Here is a 17,363-nt window from a genome sequence, read left to right as displayed (position 1 = left end):
CCTCCGCGCTAGACGGGATCGTGGTTTGTCAGTCCGCTATCCCGGAAAAGTTGGAGCGTGTCGCCGCGGACCCCGCCCGGTCCTTCGGGCCACCCTCCGCTCAAAGGGGAGGGATATCCGCATCACTCGAACACGATGCTCGGCACTGCAGCCTCGGCCGCGCCGCGCTCTTCATTGACGCGGTGCCAGACCTTGGCGGCGATGTCGCGATAGATTTTCGCCTCGGCGCTATCGGGCTTGGAGACCACCACCGGCGTGCCGGCATCGGAGCTTTCGCGGATGCCCATCTCGAGCGGCACTTCGCCAAGGAAGGTGACGCCGAGGCGCTCTGCCTCACGGCGCGCGCCGCCATGGCCGAAGATGTCGTAGCGTTTCCCCGTATCGGGGGCGAGAAAATAGCTCATGTTTTCGACGATGCCCAAAAGCGGCACGTCGACCTTTCTGAACATGTTGAGGCCTTTGCGCGCATCGATCAGGGCCAGGTCCTGTGGCGTCGAGACGATGACGGCGCCGGCCAGCGGCACCTGTTGGGCCATGGTCAGCTGGGCGTCGCCGGTGCCGGGCGGCATGTCGACGACGAGCACGTCGAGCGGTCCCCATTCGACCTCGCGCAGCATTTGCGTCAATGCCGACATCACCATCGGCCCGCGCCAGATCATCGGCGTCTCCTCATCGACGAGGAAGCCCATCGACATGACCTTGAGGCCATAGTTCTGCATCGGCTTCAGGATCTTGCCGTCGACGGTCTGCGGCCGGCCATGAATGTTGAGCAGGCGTGGCATGGACGGGCCATAAATATCGGCATCGAGCACGCCGACCCGCAACCCGTTGGCGGCCAGGCCAAGGGCGATATTGACGGCGGTGGTCGACTTGCCGACGCCGCCCTTGCCGGAAGCAACAGCGATGATGGCGTCGATGCCTGGTACGCCGCGCTTGCCATGGCTGTGCGAGGCGGGCGCCTGCGGCGCGGGACGAGCAGGTGCGGCCGGCGGAGCGGGCCTCTGAGCCGGTCTTTGCGGAACCGGCGCCTCCATGCCGCCGCCCTTCTTTTCCGCCGTCAGCGCGACCACGGCGCCGGCGACACCGGGGATCGCCTTGACGACACGCTCGGCGGCCGCACGCAGCGGCTCCATCTCCTGGGCACGGGCGGCGGGAACGGTGATCGAGAAGAACACCTTGGCATCGGCAATGAAAATCTCGGAAACCATGCCGAGGTCGACGATATTGCCGGTGAAATCCGGCCCGTTGACCGTCTTCAGGCGTTCGATGACGATTTCCTTGGTGACGGACATCAGATCTTCCTTATGCAAGCTCGCGCCTGAGATAGTGCAGTTTCCGGAGAGAACCAAGTCGTAGAGCAACAGCCGGCCTGGTGTGCCCCGGAAAACGGACCGACGCTGTCAGATTTGCCTGATCGACGGTCGCCAACCATCCGCTACGACCTATCTGAAGGAGCAGCATGAGCACGACATCAAGGGAAGGAGACGATCATGCTCGCAAACAGCAACGCAACGGCCAATCTCGCAGTGAAGGACCTGGCCAAGGCCAGGGCTTTCTACGAAGGGACGCTCGGCCTGAAAGAGGTGCACAATGAAGGTGGCGAACTGATCGCCTATAAAAGCGGCGATACCAGCATCAACGTGTACCGTTCGAATTTCGCTGGGACCAACAAGGCGACGGCAGTGACCTGGACGGTCGGCGACGAGCTCGGCAAAATCGTTGAGGCGTTGAAATCGAAGGGCGTGGCCTTCGAGCATTACGACATGCCCGGCCTGACGCTGGAGGGTGACGTTCATGTCGGTCAGGGCATGAAGGTCGCATGGTTCAAGGATCCGGACGGCAACATCCTGAACCTTGTGGACAGGTAGATACGGCGTTCACGCACCGCCGCGCAGTGCTGCGGTGCTGTCACCTTGCCAGGCCGACCGCGAGGTAGGTGAGAGCCGCAATCACCGCGGTTGCCGGCAGGGTGATAATCCAGGCAACCACGATGTTGCCGGCAATGCCCCAGCGAACGGCTGAGACGCGGCGGGCGGCGCCGACGCCAATGATGGCGCCGGTGATCGTGTGCGTGGTCGATACCGGAATACCGAGCCAGGTGGCGGCGAACAGGGTGATCGCACCGCCGGTCTCGGCGCAGAAACCCTGCATCGGGTTCAGCCGGGTGATCTTCGATCCCATTGTGTGGACGATGCGCCAGCCGCCGAGCAACGTGCCCAGCGCCAGCGCCGACTGACAGGTGATGACGACCCACAGCGGCACGTAAAAATTCGCGCCGAGCATGCCTTGCGAATAAAGCAGCACGGCGATGATGCCCATGGTCTTCTGCGCGTCGTTGCCGCCATGGCCGAGCGAATAGAGCGAGGCGGAAAAGAACTGCATGACGCGGAAGGTGCTGTCGACGGCGAACGGCGTCTGCCGCAGGAACAGCCAGGAGACCGCGAGGATCAAGACGAGCGCCAGCAGAAAGCCTGCCGCCGGCGACAGCACGATGGCCGCCGTCGTCTTGCCCAATCCGGCCCAGACGATGGCGCCGGTGCCGGCCTTGGCAACGCCGGCGCCGACCAAACCGCCGATCAGCGCGTGCGAGCTGCTGGACGGGATACCGACGAGCCAGGTGACGATATTCCAGACGATGGCGCCGACAAGTGCTGCGAAGATCACTGCCGGCGTGACGATGCTGGCGTCGATGATGCCGGTTCCCAGCGTCTCCGCCACGTGAAGACCGAAGAACATGAAGGCGATGAAATTGAAGAAAGCCGCCCAGAACACCGCATAATGCGGCCTCAGCACGCGGGTGGAGACGATTGTCGCGATGGAGTTGGCGGCATCGTGCAGGCCGTTGAGGAAATCGAAGAACAGCGCGACGACGACAAGGCCGACCAGCACCGGAAAGGCTATCGCGGCTTCCACTATACGTTCTCGATGACGATGCCGCTGATTTCGTTGGCGACGTCCTCGAAGCGGTCGACCACCTTTTCCAGCTGGCCGTAGATCTCGCTGCCGATCAGATAGGCCATCGGATCGCTGCGGCCGTGCCGCTTGAACAGGTCCTTCAGGCCCTGTTCGTGCAGGTCGTCGGCCCGGCCTTCGGCGCGCATGACCTCCTCGGCGATGGCGTTGAGGCGCACCGTATGCGCCCCGACCTTGCCGAGCAGTGGGATCGCCTCGGCCACCAACTTGGCGGCCTCGACGATGACGGCCCCCATTTCCTGCATCAGCGGGTCGAATTCCTTCTTTTCGAACAACCTTACCGTCTTGACGGTCTTGTGCATCATGTCGATGGCATCATCCATCGACTGGATCAGGTCCTTGATGTCGCCGCGATCGAAGGGCGTGATGAAGGAGCGGCGCACGGCCAGCAGAACTTCCGCGGTGATCTGATCGGCTTCGTCCTCGAGATCGATGATCGTCTGACACCAGCGGTCGATGTCGTTGCCCTGCAAAAGCTGCTGCAGTGCCTCAGCGCCGCCGACCACAGTGCGGGAATGCCGCTCGAACAGGTCGAAGAAGCGATCTTCGCGCGGCAAAAGCTTGCGGAACCAGCCCAGCATGTTTCGATCTCCCGTCGTGTCCAGTCCACGACCCCGTCCCATCCACATAGCGCCGCGTTCCATCGCGGGAAACAGTAAGCCGGCTGAAAGATGTGGATGCGGGCGATTTGCACAGGCGGCTTGCGGCCGAAGGCGATTTCCCCGACCTTGCGCGCTAAGATCGGACATAGCGTCCCTGACAGGCTCCCGACGGCATGATCGACAAGCTGGAATTCTTCATAGCACTCGCCAGGGAAGAACATTTCGGCCGCGCGGCGGAGGTGTGCGGCGTCACCCAACCGACGCTTTCGGCCGGCATCAAGCAGCTGGAGGGCCAGCTCGGCGTGATGCTGGTGCTGCGCGGCTCGCGCTTCCAGGGGCTGACGCCGGAAGGCAAGCAGGTGCTGGTGTGGGCGCGCCGCATCGTCGGCGATAGCAGGACCATGCGCGAGGAGATGCGGGCGGCACGCCACGGCCTGTCAGGACGCATCCGCATCGCCGCGATCCCGACGGCCCTCGCCATGGTGGCGCGATTGACTACGCCGTTTCGGGCAAAGCATCCCGGCGTCACCTTCTCGGTGCTGTCGCGGACATCGATCGAGGTGCTGTCGCTGCTCGGCAATTTCGACATCGACGCCGGCATCACCTACCTCGACAACGAGCCGCTCGGACGCGTCACCAGCGTGCCGCTCTACGACGAGCGCTACCAGTTGATCACCGCTGTCGGGAACCCCTATTTCGACCGCGACAAAGTGACATGGGCGGAACTCTCCCAGCTGCCGCTCTGCCTGCTGACGCCGGACATGCAGAACCGCCGCATCATCGACCAGCATCTGGCCGAAGCCGGCGTGCAGGTGCGGCCGACACTGGAATCCAACTCGATGATCGTGCTGTTCTCGCATATCCGCACCGGCAAATGGTCGTCCATCATGCCGCTTAACCTTGCGGAAACGTTCGGCTTTTCCGAGCCGATCCGGGCTATCCCGATCGTCGAGCCGGATGCCAGCCACACCGTCGGGCTGGTGGCGGCGCCGCGCGAACCGCACACGCCGCTGGTCTCGGCGCTGTTGGACGAGGCAATGGCGCTGGCGGACGATTTCCGCGCCCGCCGCTAGGCTAGATAATGCTGGTGATCGAGATCGATAGAAAATTTCTATCGAGCAACGGATCGGCTTTATTGATTTAGCGGGTTTCCTCTGATTTCCTAAGCACTTAGCGGAAGACCGCCACGACCAGGGAGGGCGCTGCATGACGATGCAGCCTGCAAGTACCGAGATCGCATCGCGCACGGCGGCGATCATCCACGAGCTGAAAGGCCTCGAAGGCCCGCTGTTGCCGATCCTGCACGGCATACAGGAAGAGTTCGGCTATGTGCCGCGGGACGCGCTGCCGGTCATTGCCGAGGCGCTGAACATCTCCAGGGCCGAGGTGCATGGCGTCGTCACCTTCTATCACGATTACCGCAGCCAGCCCGCCGGCCGCCATGTGCTGAAGCTTTGCCAGGCGGAAGCCTGCCAGTCGATGGGCTCGGATGCGATTGCCGCCAAGCTCAAATCAATGCTGGGCATCGGTTTCCACGAGACAACCCGCGACGGTTCGGTGACGCTGGAGCCGGTCTATTGCCTTGGCCTTTGCGCTTGCTCGCCATCGGCGATGCTGGACGGCGAGGTGATCGGGCGGCTCGACGACGAAAAGCTCAGTGAGATCGTTGCCGAGGTGCGCTCATGATCCCGCGTATCTACATTCCCGGCGATTCCGGCGCGCTGGCGCTGGGTGCGGAAAGGGTCGCCAAGGCGGTTCGGGCGGAGTTGGCCGAGCGCGGCATCGAGGCCAAGATCGTGCGCAACGGCTCGCGCGGCGCCTATTTCCTCGAGCCGATGGTCGAAGTGGCGACGGCCAATGGCCGCGTCGCCTATGGGCCGGTCAAGCCGTCCGACGTCAAAAGCCTGTTCGACTGCGGCTTCCTCACCGGCGGCCACCACAAGCGCTGGCTGGGCGCGCCGGACAAGATCCCGTTCCTGGCCAGGCAGACGCGGCTGACCTTTGCGCGCTGCGGCGTCACCGATCCGCTGTCGCTCGATCACTACAAGGCGCATGGCGGGCTGAACGGGCTGCAGAACGCGGTGGCGATGACGCCGTCCGACATCGTCAAGCAGGTGACCGAGTCCGGGCTGCGTGGTCGTGGCGGCGCCGGTTTCCCGACCGGCATCAAATGGAAGACGGTCCTCGATACGTCGGCCGACCGCAAATACATCGTCTGCAATGCCGATGAAGGCGATTCCGGCACGTTCGCCGACCGCATGATCATGGAAGGCGACCCGTTCGTGCTGATCGAAGGCATGACGATCGCCGGCATCGCCACCGGCGCGACCAAGGGCTTCATCTATATTCGCTCCGAATATCCGCATGCGGTGGCGGTGATGCAGAAGGCCGTCGAGATCGCCCGCAGGGCCGGCGTGCTCGGCGTCAATGTGCTCGGCTCGCCCAATTCGTTCGACATGGAAGTCCGCGTCGGCGCCGGCGCCTATGTCTGCGGCGAAGAGACCGCCCTGCTCGACAGCCTCGAAGGCAAGCGCGGGCAGGTGCGGGCCAAACCGCCGCTGCCGGCGCATAAGGGCCTGTTCGGCAAGCCGACGGTAATCAACAATGTCATCTCGCTGGCCTCGGTGCCGGTGATCATGGACAAGGGCGCCGCCTTCTACAAGGATTTCGGCATGGGCCGTTCGCGCGGCACCATCCCGATCCAGATTGCCGGCAACGTCAAATATCCTGGTCTCTACGAGGCGGCGTTCGGCATGACGCTGGGTGAGATCGTCGACGATTTCGGCGGCGGCGCGGCGACCGGGCGTCCGGTCAAGGCGGTGCAGGTGGGTGGCCCGCTCGGCGCCTATTTCCCGCGCGCCCTGTTCGACACGCCGTTCGACTACGAAGCATTTGCCGCCAAGGACGGGCTGATCGGCCATGCCGGCATCGTCGTTTTCGACGACAGTGCCGACATGCTGAAGCAGGCACGCTTCGCCATGGAATTCTGCGCCATCGAGAGCTGCGGTAAGTGCACGCCCTGTCGCATCGGCTCGACGCGCGGCGTCGAGGTGCTGGACCGGCTCGCTGAGAACATCGAACCGGAAAAGCAGATCGCGCTGGTCACCGACCTTTGCAACACGATGAAGTTCGGCTCGCTTTGCGCTCTCGGCGGCTTCACCCCATATCCGGTGATGAGTGCACTCAACCATTTCCCGGACGACTTTCGGCCGACGCCGGTCGCCGAAGCAGCGGAATAGGAGCGGACAGGCATGAACGCGGCATTCGACATCAAATCGCTGGTCCAGGAAATCGACTACGGCACACCCGCCTCCGAAGCGGAACAGCAGGTGACGCTGACCGTCGATGGCAAGCCGGTGACGGTGCCGGCGGGTACCTCGATCATGCGCGCTTCGATGGAAGCGGGCGTTGAAATCCCGAAACTCTGCGCCACCGACATGCTGGACTCGTTCGGCTCCTGCCGGGTCTGCCTCGTCGAGATCGACGGGCGCGGCGGCACGCCGGCCTCGTGCACGACGCCGGTTGGCGAAGGCATGGTCGTGCATACCCAGAGCGACCGGCTGAACGCCATTCGTCGCGGCGTGATGGAGCTCTATGTCTCTGACCATCCGGCTGCGTGGGGCGAGACGGCCGGCACCGGCGCCAGCGAGTTCGACAAGGTCGTCAGGACGGTCGGCCTGACCGAGAACCGCTATGGCGTGGACGGCCGCAACCACGTCGAGCAAGAAAACGGCGTGGCGCCCGGCCATGGCTCGCTGACCATCGACTACATCGCCCGCGATGAATCGAACCCCTATTTCACCTATGATCCGGCGCAATGCATCGTCTGCTCGCGCTGCGTGCGCGCCTGCGAAGAGGTGCAAGGCACGTTCGCGCTGACCATCGAGGGCCGCGGCTTCGAATCCAGGGTCTCGGCCGGCATGCACGAGGCGTTCGTCGATTCCGAATGCGTGTCGTGCGGGGCCTGCGTGCAGGCCTGCCCGACCGATGCGCTGAGGGAGAAAACCGTGCTGGCGAAAGGCCTGCCCGAGCGCTCGACCGTCACCACCTGCGCCTATTGCGGCGTCGGCTGCTCATTCAAGGCCGAGGTCAAGGGCGACGAGGTCATTCGCATGATGCCCTACAAGGCAGGCAAGGCCAACCACGGCCACTCCTGCGTCAAGGGCCGCTTCGCCTATGGCTATGCAACACACAAGGACCGTATCCTGAAGCCGATGATCCGCGAGCGGGTCAGCGATCCGTGGCGCGAAGTGTCGTGGGAAGAGGCGCTCACCCATACGGCGAATGAATTCCGCCGCATCCAGCACCAGTACGGCCGCACGTCGATCGGCGGCATCACCTCGTCGCGCTGCACCAACGAGGAGACCTACCTCGTCCAGAAGCTGGTCCGGCAGGGCTTCCGCAACAACAATGTCGATACCTGCGCCCGCGTCTGCCATTCGCCGACCGGCTATGGCCTGGGCCAGACCTTCGGTACCTCCGCCGGCACGCAGGATTTCGATTCGATCGAGCAGACGGACGTCATCCTGCTGATCGGCGCCAATCCGACCGATGCGCATCCGGTGTTCGCCTCGCGCATGAAAAAGCGCATGCGCCAGGGCGCCAAGCTGATCGTGCTCGATCCGCGCCGCACCGATATCGTGCGCTCGGCCCATGTCGAAGCGCAGTTCCATCTGCCGCTGAAGCCGGGCACCAACGTCGCCATGCTGACCGCACTTGCCCATGTCATCGTCACCGAAGGCCTGTTCGACGAGGCGTTCATCCGCGAGCGCTGCGACTGGGACGAGTTCCAGGACTGGGCATCGTTCGTGGCACTGCCGGAAAACAGCCCGGAGGTCGTCGGTCAGCTCGCCAATGTCGATCCCGACGACATACGCGGCGCGGCGCGGCTCTATGCGCGCGGCGGCAACGGCGCGATCTATTACGGCCTCGGCGTGACCGAGCACAGCCAGGGCTCGACCACCGTCATCGCCATTGCCAACCTCGCCATGGCGACCGGCAATATCGGCCGGCCGGGCGTCGGCGTGAATCCGCTGCGCGGCCAGAACAATGTGCAGGGCTCCTGCGACATGGGTTCGTTCCCGCACGAACTTCCCGGCTACCGCCACATTTCGGGCGACGCGGTGCGCGCCATCTATGAGAGCCTGTGGGGCGTCAAGCTCGACGACGAGCCCGGCCTGCGCATCCCCAATATGCTGGACGCGGCCGTCGACGGCTCGTTCAAGGGGCTCTATGTACAGGGCGAGGACATCCTGCAGTCGGACCCCGACACCAAGCATGTCGCCGCGGGTCTCGCCGCGATGGAATGTGTCGTCGTGCACGACCTCTTCCTCAACGAGACGGCCAACTACGCGCATGTGTTCCTGCCCGGCTCGACCTTCCTCGAGAAGGACGGCACCTTCACCAATGCCGAGCGCCGCATCAACATGGTGCGCAAGGTGATGGAGCCGAAATGCGGCTATGCCGACTGGGAGACGACGCAGGAGCTCGCCAAGGCGCTCGGCCTCGGCTGGAACTACACGCATCCCTCCGAGATCATGGACGAGATCGCCAAGACGACGCCGAGCTTCTCCGGCGTTTCCTTCGACCTTCTCGACCGGGTGGGCTCGGTGCAGTGGCCCTGCAACGAGAAGTCGCCGGAAGGCACGCCGATCATGCATATTGGAGGCTTCGTGCGCGGCAAGGGCAAGTTCATCCGCACCGAATATGTCGCGACCGACGAGAGGACCGGGCCGCGCTTCCCGCTGCTGCTGACCACCGGCCGCATCCTGTCGCAGTATAATGTCGGCGCGCAGACCAGGCGCACCGACAACGTCGTGTGGCACAGCGAGGATCGGCTGGAGATCCATCCGCATGATGCCGAAAATCGCGGCCTGCGCGATGGCGACTGGGTGCGGCTGACCAGCCGCTCGGGCGAGACGACGCTGCGCGCGCTGATCACCGACCGGGTGTCGCCGGGCGTCGTCTATACGACCTTCCACCATCCCGACACCCAGGCCAACGTCATCACCACCGACTTCTCCGACTGGGCGACCAACTGCCCGGAATACAAGGTGACCGCGGTGCAGGTGGGTGCATCCAACGGCCCGTCGGAATGGCAGCGCGACTATGACGAGCAGGCGAAGCAAAGCCGCCGCATCGCCTCGCTGCAAGCAGCGGAGTAGCGTTGTGGCGTCGTGCCGGAGCACCCCCCTCTGGCCTACCGGCCATCTCCCCCTCAAGGGGGGAGATTGGATGTCATCTCGGCTGTCGCCAATCACCAGCGTCGAAGGGTGCCTTACGTCTGAACTGCCAATCTCCCCCCTTGAGGGGGAGATGGCCGGTAGGCCAGAGGGGGGTGCCGCGTGATGCCCAAACGTCGTGCTGTCACCCAGATCAGCCGCCTCGCGCGCCGCGCCGGCGGCACCGCGGCCGCCAACCGCATGGTGCCGGAAGAGACGCCGGTAGCATTCTCCTTTGCCGGCACCACGCATGCGGTGATGATGGCAAGCCCGGCCGATTTCGAGGATTTCGCGCTCGGCTTCTCGCTGACCGAAGGCATCATTGCCTCGCCAGACGAAATCGAAGCCATCGAGGTCGAGGATCACGGCGCCGGCATCGATATCCAGATCCGGCTGAAGGACCAGGCCAACACCCGTTTCGAGGCGCGTCGCAGACGGCTCGCCGGCCCGGTCGGCTGCGGGCTGTGCGGCATCGAATCGATCGAGGAAGCGATGCGCTCGGTCGATCCGGTCGGTGCGTCGAAACTTACACTTCAGGCCGATGACATCGTCCGCTCGGTCAAGCTTTTGTCGAAGGTGCAGCCGCTGCACGCCGAGACCGGCGCGGTCCACGCCGCCGGTTTTTACCTCCCCGGCAAGGGCATCGTCATGGCGCGCGAGGATGTCGGCCGTCACAATGCGCTGGACAAGCTGGCCGGCGCGCTGGCCAAAGCCGGTATCGACGGCAGGTCGGGGGCCGTCGTCGTGACGTCGCGCGTTTCGGTCGAGATGGTGCAGAAGACCGCGGCGATCGGTGCTGCCTTCATCATCGCCGTCTCGGCGCCGACGGCACTTGCCATCCGCACCGCAGACGACGCCGGCATGACGCTGGTGGCGCTGGTGCGCGGCGATGATTTCGATATTTTCACCCATCCTGACCGCGTGGTTTCCGGAGTTGCCAAGCATGTCGCATGACGAAGGCCACCTCATGAGCACCAGCGAAAAGCTGGTTCGCATGGCCAACCAGATCGCTGCCTTTTTCCACTCCAAGCCGCGCGAGCAAGGCATTGCCGGCGTCGCCGAGCACATCAACAAGTTCTGGGAGCCGAGGATGCGCCGGCAATTGTTCGAGATGCTCGACAGCGGCGGCGAAGGCTTCAACGAGCTTGTCGTCGCGGCCGCCCCACACATCAAGCGGCCGGGCGCGCCGGAGGGCGCAGGTTTTAGCGTCGGCGGAGCGAGCACCGAGACTACGGCTGCGTCACAGAAGTAGGCGCCGCGGGCCTACATTCACACCCTCTAAGGTTTCATCTGCCGCAAGTCTCGCGGCTCTGCTATGATCCGGCGATAAGAAATCGTCGGGTCGGGCGGACAAACCTCGTGAGGCCGATCGAAACTCGCTACGCGCTCAGCGGCGACGTGCGGATCGCCTATCAGGTGGTCGGCCAGGGATCGCTCGATCTCGTCTTCGTGCCGGGTTTCATTTCCAATCTCGACCTGCACTGGGAAGACGAAGGCTACAGCCGGCTGTTGGCGTTCCTTGCGGAACACCGCAGTCATACATCGTCTCTTATGCAAGGTGGCGGCAGCCGGGGCAGCGCAAGCCTCCATGACCACGGAGAGGGAAACCCCCTACTCACTCTCACCCTCCAGCGCCGGCACCGACACCCCGGCAAGCTCCGCCGCCAGCAACCGCGCGGCACCGGCGCGCGCGATCCTCAGCATCAGCGCCTTGCGCGTCGCCGCCGCCATCCGGTGCTCGGGCGCATCGCGCAGGACCTCGGCACCATAGCCGTCGGAGAGAATGAAGCCGCACTCTTCCGGAAAGATCTCCTGGGGCACGCCGGGATAGGTGGCGAAGAAGAAGCGGTCGGAATGCAGCCGGTAGTCCGGCCATTTGCGGTCGACCCTGAAATCCTCGATCGAGGATTTGATCTCGATGATCCAGATATCGCCCTGGCGGGTCAGCGCTACGAGATCGGCGCGGCGCCCGGTGGCCAGCGACAGTTCGGGCAAGACATGCGCGCCCATCTGCTTGAGCAGCCGCTGCACGCCACGCCTGACCAGCATGGCACGCTCCGACTGGCGACCGTCGAGAAGGGGGTTGAGGGGTAGAGGTGAGATGATAGGCATGGCCGCACCATGTCAGATTTTGTTCACGGTTTGAACCCGGTTTTTTGGGACGATTACCCGGTTGACAAACCCAAAATGAAATAGGATTATATGCCTGACAGGCCGGTATTTTCTATGCGGGGTCGAAATAAGCGTTCTGCCCCTTGCGAACGCGCAAAGCAGGAACCGATACATCCAGCTTTTCGGCTAATTGTTCGAGCGGTATTCCGGGATATTTTGTCTCGATAACCCGGACCAAATCTTTTGGCATCAATATGTTTGCCGCAAATTGATTAGCTTGGGTCTCATGCCTAGGCAGGAGCTGGGTGCCACCATAGACAGCCATATCTGGCGCCCGATAGGCGGGGCTGTCTGCCACCCCATCCCCGATCAAATCACGATGATATAGGTAATGGGCAATTTCATGCGCGATCGTAAAACGCTGGCGAACAGGGGACTCGTCGGCATTGACGACGATTGTATACCGTCCGCTACTGTCCTTCTGGATTTTACCAGATATTTTCGGGCCAAGACGGTCGCGCACGACGTTAATACCCAAGTCGGACGCGATAGCCTCAACGTCCACGGGCGCGGTGTGGGTATATCTCTTAATTGTGTCGAGTACGTCAGCCATTTTTATCTTTGGCCTCTTCTTTGTAAGCGTCGGCAACCTCGTCGCCATTTGATGATGAGGAAGGCGATACGATAAGATCGACATGTGCCCTAATTATGGACGGGGCACTATTATTCAAAAACTCAGCCAGCGCAGTTCGTGCCTCGATCTGCGCAGTCTCCCCCGCCACCTCGCGAGCGCGGAACCGCAGTTCCGAAAACCCTACGATAGCTCCTAGACCGAGCAGAATTCCAAACATTCCGAGTAACATCGACACCAAGTCGAAACGGCCAAGCTGGCTAGCTAATTCAAGAATGTCGGCCGACTTGGCGTCTTTGACCGCTTCATAAAGCGCCGGATCAACGAAGTGGTATTGCTTAAGAACGGCGATTAGAAAGACGATAGTTGCGACGTGAAGTGCCAAGAAAAAAGGCCCCCAGCCATCGCGCATCATCGTCCCCCCGACTCATATGGTGCAACTAACGCGCATTATCCACATATTCGGGTCTTAGGGAATCCGAGGCGGATAGGAAACACCGCTATGGCTCATCACGCTTGCGCCTGACTAATTCCTTTATCTGCTCGTTGGTGAGCTTCGGCGCGTGGGCGATCTTGTCAACGGCAGCATCAAAGGCGGCATCGGATTGATCGGCTTTCAATTCCCGAGCGGCGTCTCGGAACTTGTCGATTTGGGGCTTAGGCTCTTCCGGCTTGTCTGTACGGCGCATCGCGAAAATCTGCCTCATGAATGATAATCAGATCGAGTTGGATTTCATAAATCACTTCGATGGACGGCAGATCTATTGATCGAGCGCCATCCCAGACATAGCCCCTTACGGTCCCAATTTCGTTCATGGGGAAGCCGCAAGTTTCATCGTGCATGATGGTCCAGGTTATCGATTCCCATGCATCGTCTGCCCTAGTCCATTTGGTTTCGGCCAAATCTCTCGCGAGGCGCACACGATCTTCCTCGCGAAAACCCTTCATTATAGCAAGCCAAGTTCCTTCGCGCGGTTGCGCAACCTAGCCGCCTCTACGTCAGTGGGTTCGCGGCCTCGTCCAGCTAGAATTGAATGGAACGGTAGCGGCTCTTTCATTGCTGCAATTTCCCAACCGTAGTCATGGGAATATTCGCTCACACTCGTAGCGGTGTGCTTGCCGTCGATTTCTTTTATCCACCTGTCGATTTCTTTGATTTCGTCAGGGTGGAAGACGTTTCGTGCAGGGGGAATGAGCGCCTTAAACACCCATTCCTCGCCAGTGCCGCGCCACTGCTCTATCGCGCGCTCTTTGGCGAGTTCATTCCTGACGATGATTCCGTCGCGCGGGATTGGGCCGTGCTTTTCGCGCAGATAGGGCGCGCCAGTGATTGATTGACCAGTCAGGACAAAGCGGCGCGCATCGGAAAACCAAGCGACCTTGTACAGCTTGGTAGCGCCAAATCCAGCACGAGAGCCGGCCGCCCATATCACGTAGTGAAATAGGTGTTTCAAGCGCTCTCTGTCGTAAGGCCTATCAACCATAGCTCTTGTGCGCCTTCGCACTAACCATGAGGCGAACCTACTATTAGATAGGTTATCTCATGCCTCCTGACGATACATTAAACGCTTACCTTTTGCACCCACGAGGGCAATAAAAGCGCGGGTGCCGTCATCGACGCCCGTTGCGGTCCGGTTCGAATAGCGGAAGTCAAATTCGGCCAGATAGCGGTGCAAATGCTGTTCGCCGCAATGCTGGTAAACGCCTTTCATGCCGCGCTTGAAGATCGAATAGAAGCCTTCAACGGTGTTGGTGTGGACGTTGCCGCGCACGTACTCGTCCTTGGAATGCGTGACGAAATCGTGCGAGGCAAATTCCTGTCCAACGCGGCGATAGACGCCGGCTTCGTCGGTCATCAATGCGCTTTCCTTGGCGATGTTGGCGCGCACGATTGGCATGATCGTTCCGATGCGGGCGGTATCGACGTGGAAGGAACGAGCCCTACCGCCGCGTTCGACAAGCGTAACCACCGTGTTCTTGTGACCCGTGCCACGAGTTACCGGGGTATTGGTCAGACGGCCAATGTAGGTTTCGTCAACCTCGACGGTCTTGCCGTTGCCGCCGAGCGGGGAGAGGTCGCCAGACGCCATTGCAAGGCGGATGCGATGGCACAGGAACCAAGCGGTCTCATACTTGCATTCGAGTATGCGGTGCATTTGATGAGCGCTGATGCCTTTCTTTGAGGCGCACATAAGGTGGATAGCCTGAAGCCACTTGGTCAGCGGCAAATGGCTTTCTTCGAAGATCGAACCCATGCGGACGGTGAACTGGCTGCGGCAAGCGCCGCACTTATAGAGACCGTGCCGCTCAACGCCGTTCGGGTTCTTCTTAGAAGGCTTGGTGCGGACGCCCTTCAATTTGTAGTGCTTGTCCACTGAACCGCACTTTGGGCAAACCGGACCATTCGGCCACAAGATCGCCTCGACATGTTCGAAAGCCTTGGCTTCGTCGTGGAATTCGGGGCGGGACAGGATGGACATGGCGAAAGTTCCTAAGTTGTTGGAATCTTTCTACCTCTCCGGTTTGGGTTTGTCAACCGGATAATCGCCTTTTTTGGGGCGGCTATTATCTGGTTGACAACCCCCTCTAACTAACCGGCATCATGCCCTCCAGAGCAATGATCCTCGTCTTTGCACAGCGTTCGCGGATGGCTTTGAGGCGGCCGTATTCCGGAGAGTCGTACCATGCGAGGAGCGAGGCCATGTCGGGGAATTCGACGATGACGAGGCGATGAGGCTCCCAGTCGCCTTCCAACACTTTGGTGGCTCCGCCACGAGCGATATATCTTCCTCCGTAGCGCGCTTCGGTTGCCGGCACGTCCCGGCGGTATTCCTCGAAAACGGCGGCGTCGGTTATGTCGACATCGGCAATAAGATAGGCTGCCATTGACCTTGCTCCCCTTAGGAAAGGCATTGAAGCAGGTCCATTAGCGGTCCCGCAACTAAGCCAGCGGTACTACGCCTCGAAACCGACTCGCCTTCTCCCGGATTGCGGCGCTTAACTGTCTCTGTGGGGGCAGCTCTGGGAGGAGACGAACCATGCCGATGTATCTCACGCGATTCAGCTATAGGCCCGAAACCTGGGCGCGCTTGATGGACAACCCTGAGGATAGACGCGAGGCTGCCCGTTCCTACATCGAGTCGGTCGGCGGAAAGCTGCACGGGTTCTGGTACGCCTTTGGAGAGCATGATGGCTGGAATCTGTGGGAGGCGCCGGACAATGTGTCCATGGCCTCCGTCATGCTTGCCATTGGTGCGGGAGGCGCGCTCAGCTCGTACGAGACCACCGTGCTGCTAAGTGTCGAAGAGACAATGGAAGCCCTTGGGAGGGCGAAGTCGATCCGGTATCGCCCACCGGGATCGTGACGGCCGCCCGCGCTTTGCGGAATGTCGAAGGCTGGTAACGCTTGCTCTCGAACGGCGCACGCTCCTAAACTTTTGCGCAAAAAAATGTCCGCTGCACCCTCTTGGCAGCGCCGGCAGCTTGCGCTTTCAATGTCGGCCACGGTATTTTACGAGGAGCATTAGATGACGGACGATGACGGACGTAAATCGGCGACACCGGAGGAAATCCGCTCGGCCGTTAGAGGATGGGCGGTGCTTGGGGCAATCATCGTTGCCGTGTTTGGTGCCGCCTACGTCATGATCGATAGTTGAATGGCCGACGATCCTGGTCGCCCCGATGGACTGCCTGAAAAGATCGGCACGGTCCTTGGTGCATTGGTGGTGATCGGCACGTTCGGGCTTCTGGCCTGGACCGTGCTTCGCGGCGTTCTTTATTGAACCCGGCCTATTGAACCAGGCTTGTCAGGATTATCTCCTGCAGCGGCCGCGTCTCAGGCCGGATCAGGCCGATCTCTTCGTAGTAACGGATGGTCTTGGCCGGCAGGCCAGAGCGCCGGGCAGCGTCACCGACATTCATGGTGATTTCCCCGTCTCGGGGTTCTTGTTCTTGGCCCATTGATTTTGCAGCATAATCCTGCGGGAGCTGTTGCCGAAATGCCATAGTCGCGGTTTACCAGCACGCAAGCCCAAGGATATAGGCATCGCCCGCTTGGCAAGCAAAGCAAATGCCAGCATGAATGAAGATGAAAAAAGCGGCCGACTCGAGCCGCTGTTGTTTGGGCAGGCATCGGACCTTTTCATGCGCATGAAGTCACTTGCAATCGTCGCGGCCCTGGCGCTGTCGACGGCTGTCGCCGGTTGCAGCACCATCGGCTCGCAGATCTTCACCAACAACTACGGCGCGGTGACCGATGCCGGCTATCATCTGCCGCGCATCCCGATCGAAAAGGTGCCGTTCAAATACCGCCGCCAGATCGTCGACTACGACACCAGGGAAAAGCCGGGCACCATCATCGTCGATACGCAGAACAAGTTCCTCTATTTCGTCATGGGCGACGGCGAGGCGATGCGCTACGGCATCGGCGTCGGCCGTGAAGGTTTCGAATGGCACGGCACCGCCCGTATCGCACTAAAGCGCGAATGGCCGACCTGGACGCCGCCGTCGCAGATGATCAGGCGGCAGCCGGAGTTGGCCAAGTTTGCCGGCGGCATGGAGCCGGGATTGAAGAACCCGCTCGGCGCGCGCGCCATGTACCTGTTCAACAAGGGCGGCGACATGGGCTATCGCCTGCATGGCAGCCCGGAATGGAATTCGATCGGCAAGGCGATGTCGTCGGGCTGCATCCGGCTGATGAACCAGGACATTATCGACCTCTACGACCGCACCTCGGTCGGCGCCAAGGTCATTGTTCTGTAAGACCATGATCCCGAAAGGTGGGACCCGGTTTTCGGACAAGATCATGGTCAAACACGAAGAGCT

The 17,363-nt window shown here is 61.7% G+C and carries 22 protein-coding genes and 1 pseudogene; 11 read left to right on the top strand and 12 right to left on the bottom strand.

Going from position 1 to position 17,363, the window contains the following annotated elements:
- Positions 1-122 precede the first annotated feature (122 nt).
- A complete protein-coding gene (locus NKH91_RS21060) occupies positions 123-1,295 on the bottom strand; it encodes an Mrp/NBP35 family ATP-binding protein (protein WP_352483316.1) in 1,173 nt (390 codons plus the stop codon).
- Positions 1,296-1,490: 195 nt separating this feature from the next.
- Between NKH91_RS21060 and NKH91_RS21055 the strand changes: the two genes are divergently transcribed.
- The gene (locus NKH91_RS21055; RefSeq protein WP_352847077.1) at positions 1,491-1,868 is read left to right on the top strand and encodes a VOC family protein; all 378 of its coding nucleotides are present in this window, start codon (positions 1,491-1,493) and stop codon (positions 1,866-1,868) included.
- 40 nt (positions 1,869-1,908) lie between these two features.
- Here NKH91_RS21055 and NKH91_RS21050 read toward each other — a convergent pair whose 3' ends face one another.
- A complete protein-coding gene (locus NKH91_RS21050; RefSeq protein WP_352847080.1) occupies positions 1,909-2,913 on the bottom strand; it encodes an inorganic phosphate transporter in 1,005 nt (334 codons plus the stop codon).
- Complete coding sequence (locus NKH91_RS21045; protein WP_023717896.1) at positions 2,913-3,554, bottom strand: DUF47 domain-containing protein; 642 nt, start codon at positions 3,552-3,554, stop codon at positions 2,913-2,915. The genes NKH91_RS21050 and NKH91_RS21045 overlap by 1 nt, the downstream gene beginning before the upstream one ends.
- 194 nt (positions 3,555-3,748) lie before the next feature.
- On the opposite strand from NKH91_RS21045, the gene NKH91_RS21040 reads away from it, so the two are divergent.
- From NKH91_RS21040 to NKH91_RS21015, 6 genes are all read left to right on the top strand, one after another.
- Positions 3,749-4,648, top strand: coding sequence for a LysR family transcriptional regulator (locus tag NKH91_RS21040; protein WP_023717897.1), 900 nt, complete (start codon positions 3,749-3,751; stop codon positions 4,646-4,648).
- Positions 4,649-4,781: 133 nt separating this feature from the next.
- Positions 4,782-5,261, top strand: a complete 480-nt coding sequence (locus tag NKH91_RS21035; protein ID WP_352640522.1) for a formate dehydrogenase subunit gamma — start codon at positions 4,782-4,784, stop codon at positions 5,259-5,261.
- Complete coding sequence (locus NKH91_RS21030; protein WP_352847083.1) at positions 5,258-6,814, top strand: formate dehydrogenase beta subunit; 1,557 nt, start codon at positions 5,258-5,260, stop codon at positions 6,812-6,814. Before NKH91_RS21035 ends, NKH91_RS21030 begins: the two co-directional genes overlap by 4 nt.
- A 12-nt stretch (positions 6,815-6,826) precedes the next feature.
- Positions 6,827-9,739 (top strand): formate dehydrogenase subunit alpha, encoded by a 2,913-nt coding sequence (gene fdhF, locus NKH91_RS21025; RefSeq protein WP_352847086.1) that lies wholly within the window; start codon positions 6,827-6,829, stop codon positions 9,737-9,739.
- Positions 9,740-9,922: 183 nt separating this feature from the next.
- Positions 9,923-10,750, top strand: a complete 828-nt coding sequence (gene fdhD / locus NKH91_RS21020; protein ID WP_023717901.1) for a formate dehydrogenase accessory sulfurtransferase FdhD — start codon at positions 9,923-9,925, stop codon at positions 10,748-10,750.
- Positions 10,740-11,048, top strand: coding sequence for a formate dehydrogenase subunit delta (locus NKH91_RS21015; protein WP_352483304.1), 309 nt, complete (start codon positions 10,740-10,742; stop codon positions 11,046-11,048). Before fdhD ends, NKH91_RS21015 begins: the two co-directional genes overlap by 11 nt.
- 26 nt (positions 11,049-11,074) lie before the next feature.
- Here NKH91_RS21015 and NKH91_RS21010 read toward each other — a convergent pair whose 3' ends face one another.
- The 8 genes from NKH91_RS21010 to NKH91_RS20975 all read right to left on the bottom strand — a co-directional run bounded on the left by NKH91_RS21010 (position 11,075) and on the right by NKH91_RS20975 (position 15,425).
- On the bottom strand, positions 11,075-11,335 hold the full coding sequence (locus tag NKH91_RS21010; RefSeq protein WP_198030469.1) for a hypothetical protein: 261 nt from the start codon (positions 11,333-11,335) through the stop codon (positions 11,075-11,077).
- A gap of 72 nt (positions 11,336-11,407) precedes the next feature.
- Positions 11,408-11,908 carry an MmcB family DNA repair protein gene (locus NKH91_RS21005; RefSeq protein ID WP_352847089.1) on the bottom strand — a complete coding sequence of 167 codons (501 nt, stop codon included), beginning with the start codon at positions 11,906-11,908 and terminating at the stop codon, positions 11,408-11,410.
- Between the two features lie 112 nt (positions 11,909-12,020).
- Positions 12,021-12,521: an ImmA/IrrE family metallo-endopeptidase gene (locus NKH91_RS21000; protein ID WP_352847091.1), complete on the bottom strand. Its 501-nt coding sequence runs from the start codon at positions 12,519-12,521 to the stop codon at positions 12,021-12,023.
- On the bottom strand, positions 12,514-12,954 hold the full coding sequence (locus NKH91_RS20995) for a hypothetical protein (RefSeq protein ID WP_352847093.1): 441 nt from the start codon (positions 12,952-12,954) through the stop codon (positions 12,514-12,516). The genes NKH91_RS21000 and NKH91_RS20995 overlap by 8 nt, the downstream gene beginning before the upstream one ends.
- 85 nt (positions 12,955-13,039) lie before the next feature.
- The gene (locus tag NKH91_RS20990; protein WP_352847096.1) at positions 13,040-13,246 is read right to left on the bottom strand and encodes a hypothetical protein; all 207 of its coding nucleotides are present in this window, start codon (positions 13,244-13,246) and stop codon (positions 13,040-13,042) included.
- 240 nt (positions 13,247-13,486) lie between these two features.
- Positions 13,487-13,993, bottom strand: coding sequence for a Panacea domain-containing protein (locus NKH91_RS20985; RefSeq protein ID WP_352847099.1), 507 nt, complete (start codon positions 13,991-13,993; stop codon positions 13,487-13,489).
- 87 nt (positions 13,994-14,080) lie between these two features.
- A complete protein-coding gene (locus tag NKH91_RS20980) occupies positions 14,081-15,019 on the bottom strand; it encodes an IS1595 family transposase (RefSeq protein ID WP_352847102.1) in 939 nt (312 codons plus the stop codon).
- A gap of 106 nt (positions 15,020-15,125) precedes the next feature.
- Positions 15,126-15,425 (bottom strand): DUF1330 domain-containing protein, encoded by a 300-nt coding sequence (locus NKH91_RS20975; RefSeq protein ID WP_023717905.1) that lies wholly within the window; start codon positions 15,423-15,425, stop codon positions 15,126-15,128.
- A gap of 152 nt (positions 15,426-15,577) precedes the next feature.
- On the opposite strand from NKH91_RS20975, the gene NKH91_RS20970 reads away from it, so the two are divergent.
- The 3 genes from NKH91_RS20970 to NKH91_RS20960 all read left to right on the top strand — a co-directional run bounded on the left by NKH91_RS20970 (position 15,578) and on the right by NKH91_RS20960 (position 16,321).
- Positions 15,578-15,904, top strand: a complete 327-nt coding sequence (locus tag NKH91_RS20970; protein WP_352483306.1) for a GYD domain-containing protein — start codon at positions 15,578-15,580, stop codon at positions 15,902-15,904.
- Positions 15,905-16,066: 162 nt separating this feature from the next.
- Positions 16,067-16,195: a hypothetical protein gene (locus NKH91_RS20965; protein WP_352483307.1), complete on the top strand. Its 129-nt coding sequence runs from the start codon at positions 16,067-16,069 to the stop codon at positions 16,193-16,195.
- Positions 16,196-16,321, top strand: a complete 126-nt coding sequence (locus NKH91_RS20960; RefSeq protein ID WP_352467528.1) for a hypothetical protein — start codon at positions 16,196-16,198, stop codon at positions 16,319-16,321.
- 55 nt (positions 16,322-16,376) lie between these two features.
- Here the strand turns inward: NKH91_RS20960 and NKH91_RS20955 are convergent.
- Positions 16,377-16,460: pseudogene (locus tag NKH91_RS20955) on the bottom strand (MerR family DNA-binding transcriptional regulator); the annotation flags it as partial.
- Positions 16,461-16,682: 222 nt separating this feature from the next.
- Between NKH91_RS20955 and NKH91_RS20950 the strand changes: the two are divergent.
- Positions 16,683-17,300: a L,D-transpeptidase gene (locus NKH91_RS20950; RefSeq protein WP_023717909.1), complete on the top strand. Its 618-nt coding sequence runs from the start codon at positions 16,683-16,685 to the stop codon at positions 17,298-17,300.
- Positions 17,301-17,363 lie beyond the last annotated feature (63 nt).

Origin of the sequence: Mesorhizobium sp. M0894 (assembly GCF_040319725.1) — a bacterium.
Lineage (GTDB): Bacteria > Pseudomonadota > Alphaproteobacteria > Rhizobiales > Rhizobiaceae > Mesorhizobium.
The sequence above is the reverse complement of the archived record's forward strand: the minus strand, read 5'-3'. Positions and strand labels throughout refer to the sequence as shown.

Coding starts and splice junctions, on each gene's coding strand:
- NKH91_RS21055 (WP_352847077.1), top strand. CDS start 1,491: ATGCTCGCAAACAGCAACGCAACGGCCAATCTCGCAGTGAAGGACCTG.
- NKH91_RS21045 (WP_023717896.1), bottom strand. CDS start 3,554: ATGCTGGGCTGGTTCCGCAAGCTTTTGCCGCGCGAAGATCGCTTCTTC.
- NKH91_RS21040 (WP_023717897.1), top strand. CDS start 3,749: ATGATCGACAAGCTGGAATTCTTCATAGCACTCGCCAGGGAAGAACAT.
- NKH91_RS21035 (WP_352640522.1), top strand. CDS start 4,782: ATGACGATGCAGCCTGCAAGTACCGAGATCGCATCGCGCACGGCGGCG.
- NKH91_RS21030 (WP_352847083.1), top strand. CDS start 5,258: ATGATCCCGCGTATCTACATTCCCGGCGATTCCGGCGCGCTGGCGCTG.
- fdhF (WP_352847086.1), top strand. CDS start 6,827: ATGAACGCGGCATTCGACATCAAATCGCTGGTCCAGGAAATCGACTAC.
- fdhD (WP_023717901.1), top strand. CDS start 9,923: ATGCCCAAACGTCGTGCTGTCACCCAGATCAGCCGCCTCGCGCGCCGC.
- NKH91_RS21015 (WP_352483304.1), top strand. CDS start 10,740: ATGTCGCATGACGAAGGCCACCTCATGAGCACCAGCGAAAAGCTGGTT.
- NKH91_RS21010 (WP_198030469.1), bottom strand. CDS start 11,335: ATGACTGCGGTGTTCCGCAAGGAACGCCAACAGCCGGCTGTAGCCTTC.
- NKH91_RS21005 (WP_352847089.1), bottom strand. CDS start 11,908: ATGCCTATCATCTCACCTCTACCCCTCAACCCCCTTCTCGACGGTCGC.
- NKH91_RS21000 (WP_352847091.1), bottom strand. CDS start 12,521: ATGGCTGACGTACTCGACACAATTAAGAGATATACCCACACCGCGCCC.
- NKH91_RS20995 (WP_352847093.1), bottom strand. CDS start 12,954: ATGATGCGCGATGGCTGGGGGCCTTTTTTCTTGGCACTTCACGTCGCA.
- NKH91_RS20990 (WP_352847096.1), bottom strand. CDS start 13,246: ATGAGGCAGATTTTCGCGATGCGCCGTACAGACAAGCCGGAAGAGCCT.
- NKH91_RS20980 (WP_352847102.1), bottom strand. CDS start 15,019: ATGTCCATCCTGTCCCGCCCCGAATTCCACGACGAAGCCAAGGCTTTC.
- NKH91_RS20975 (WP_023717905.1), bottom strand. CDS start 15,425: ATGGCAGCCTATCTTATTGCCGATGTCGACATAACCGACGCCGCCGTT.
- NKH91_RS20970 (WP_352483306.1), top strand. CDS start 15,578: ATGCCGATGTATCTCACGCGATTCAGCTATAGGCCCGAAACCTGGGCG.
- NKH91_RS20965 (WP_352483307.1), top strand. CDS start 16,067: ATGACGGACGATGACGGACGTAAATCGGCGACACCGGAGGAAATCCGC.
- NKH91_RS20960 (WP_352467528.1), top strand. CDS start 16,196: ATGGCCGACGATCCTGGTCGCCCCGATGGACTGCCTGAAAAGATCGGC.
- NKH91_RS20950 (WP_023717909.1), top strand. CDS start 16,683: ATGCGCATGAAGTCACTTGCAATCGTCGCGGCCCTGGCGCTGTCGACG.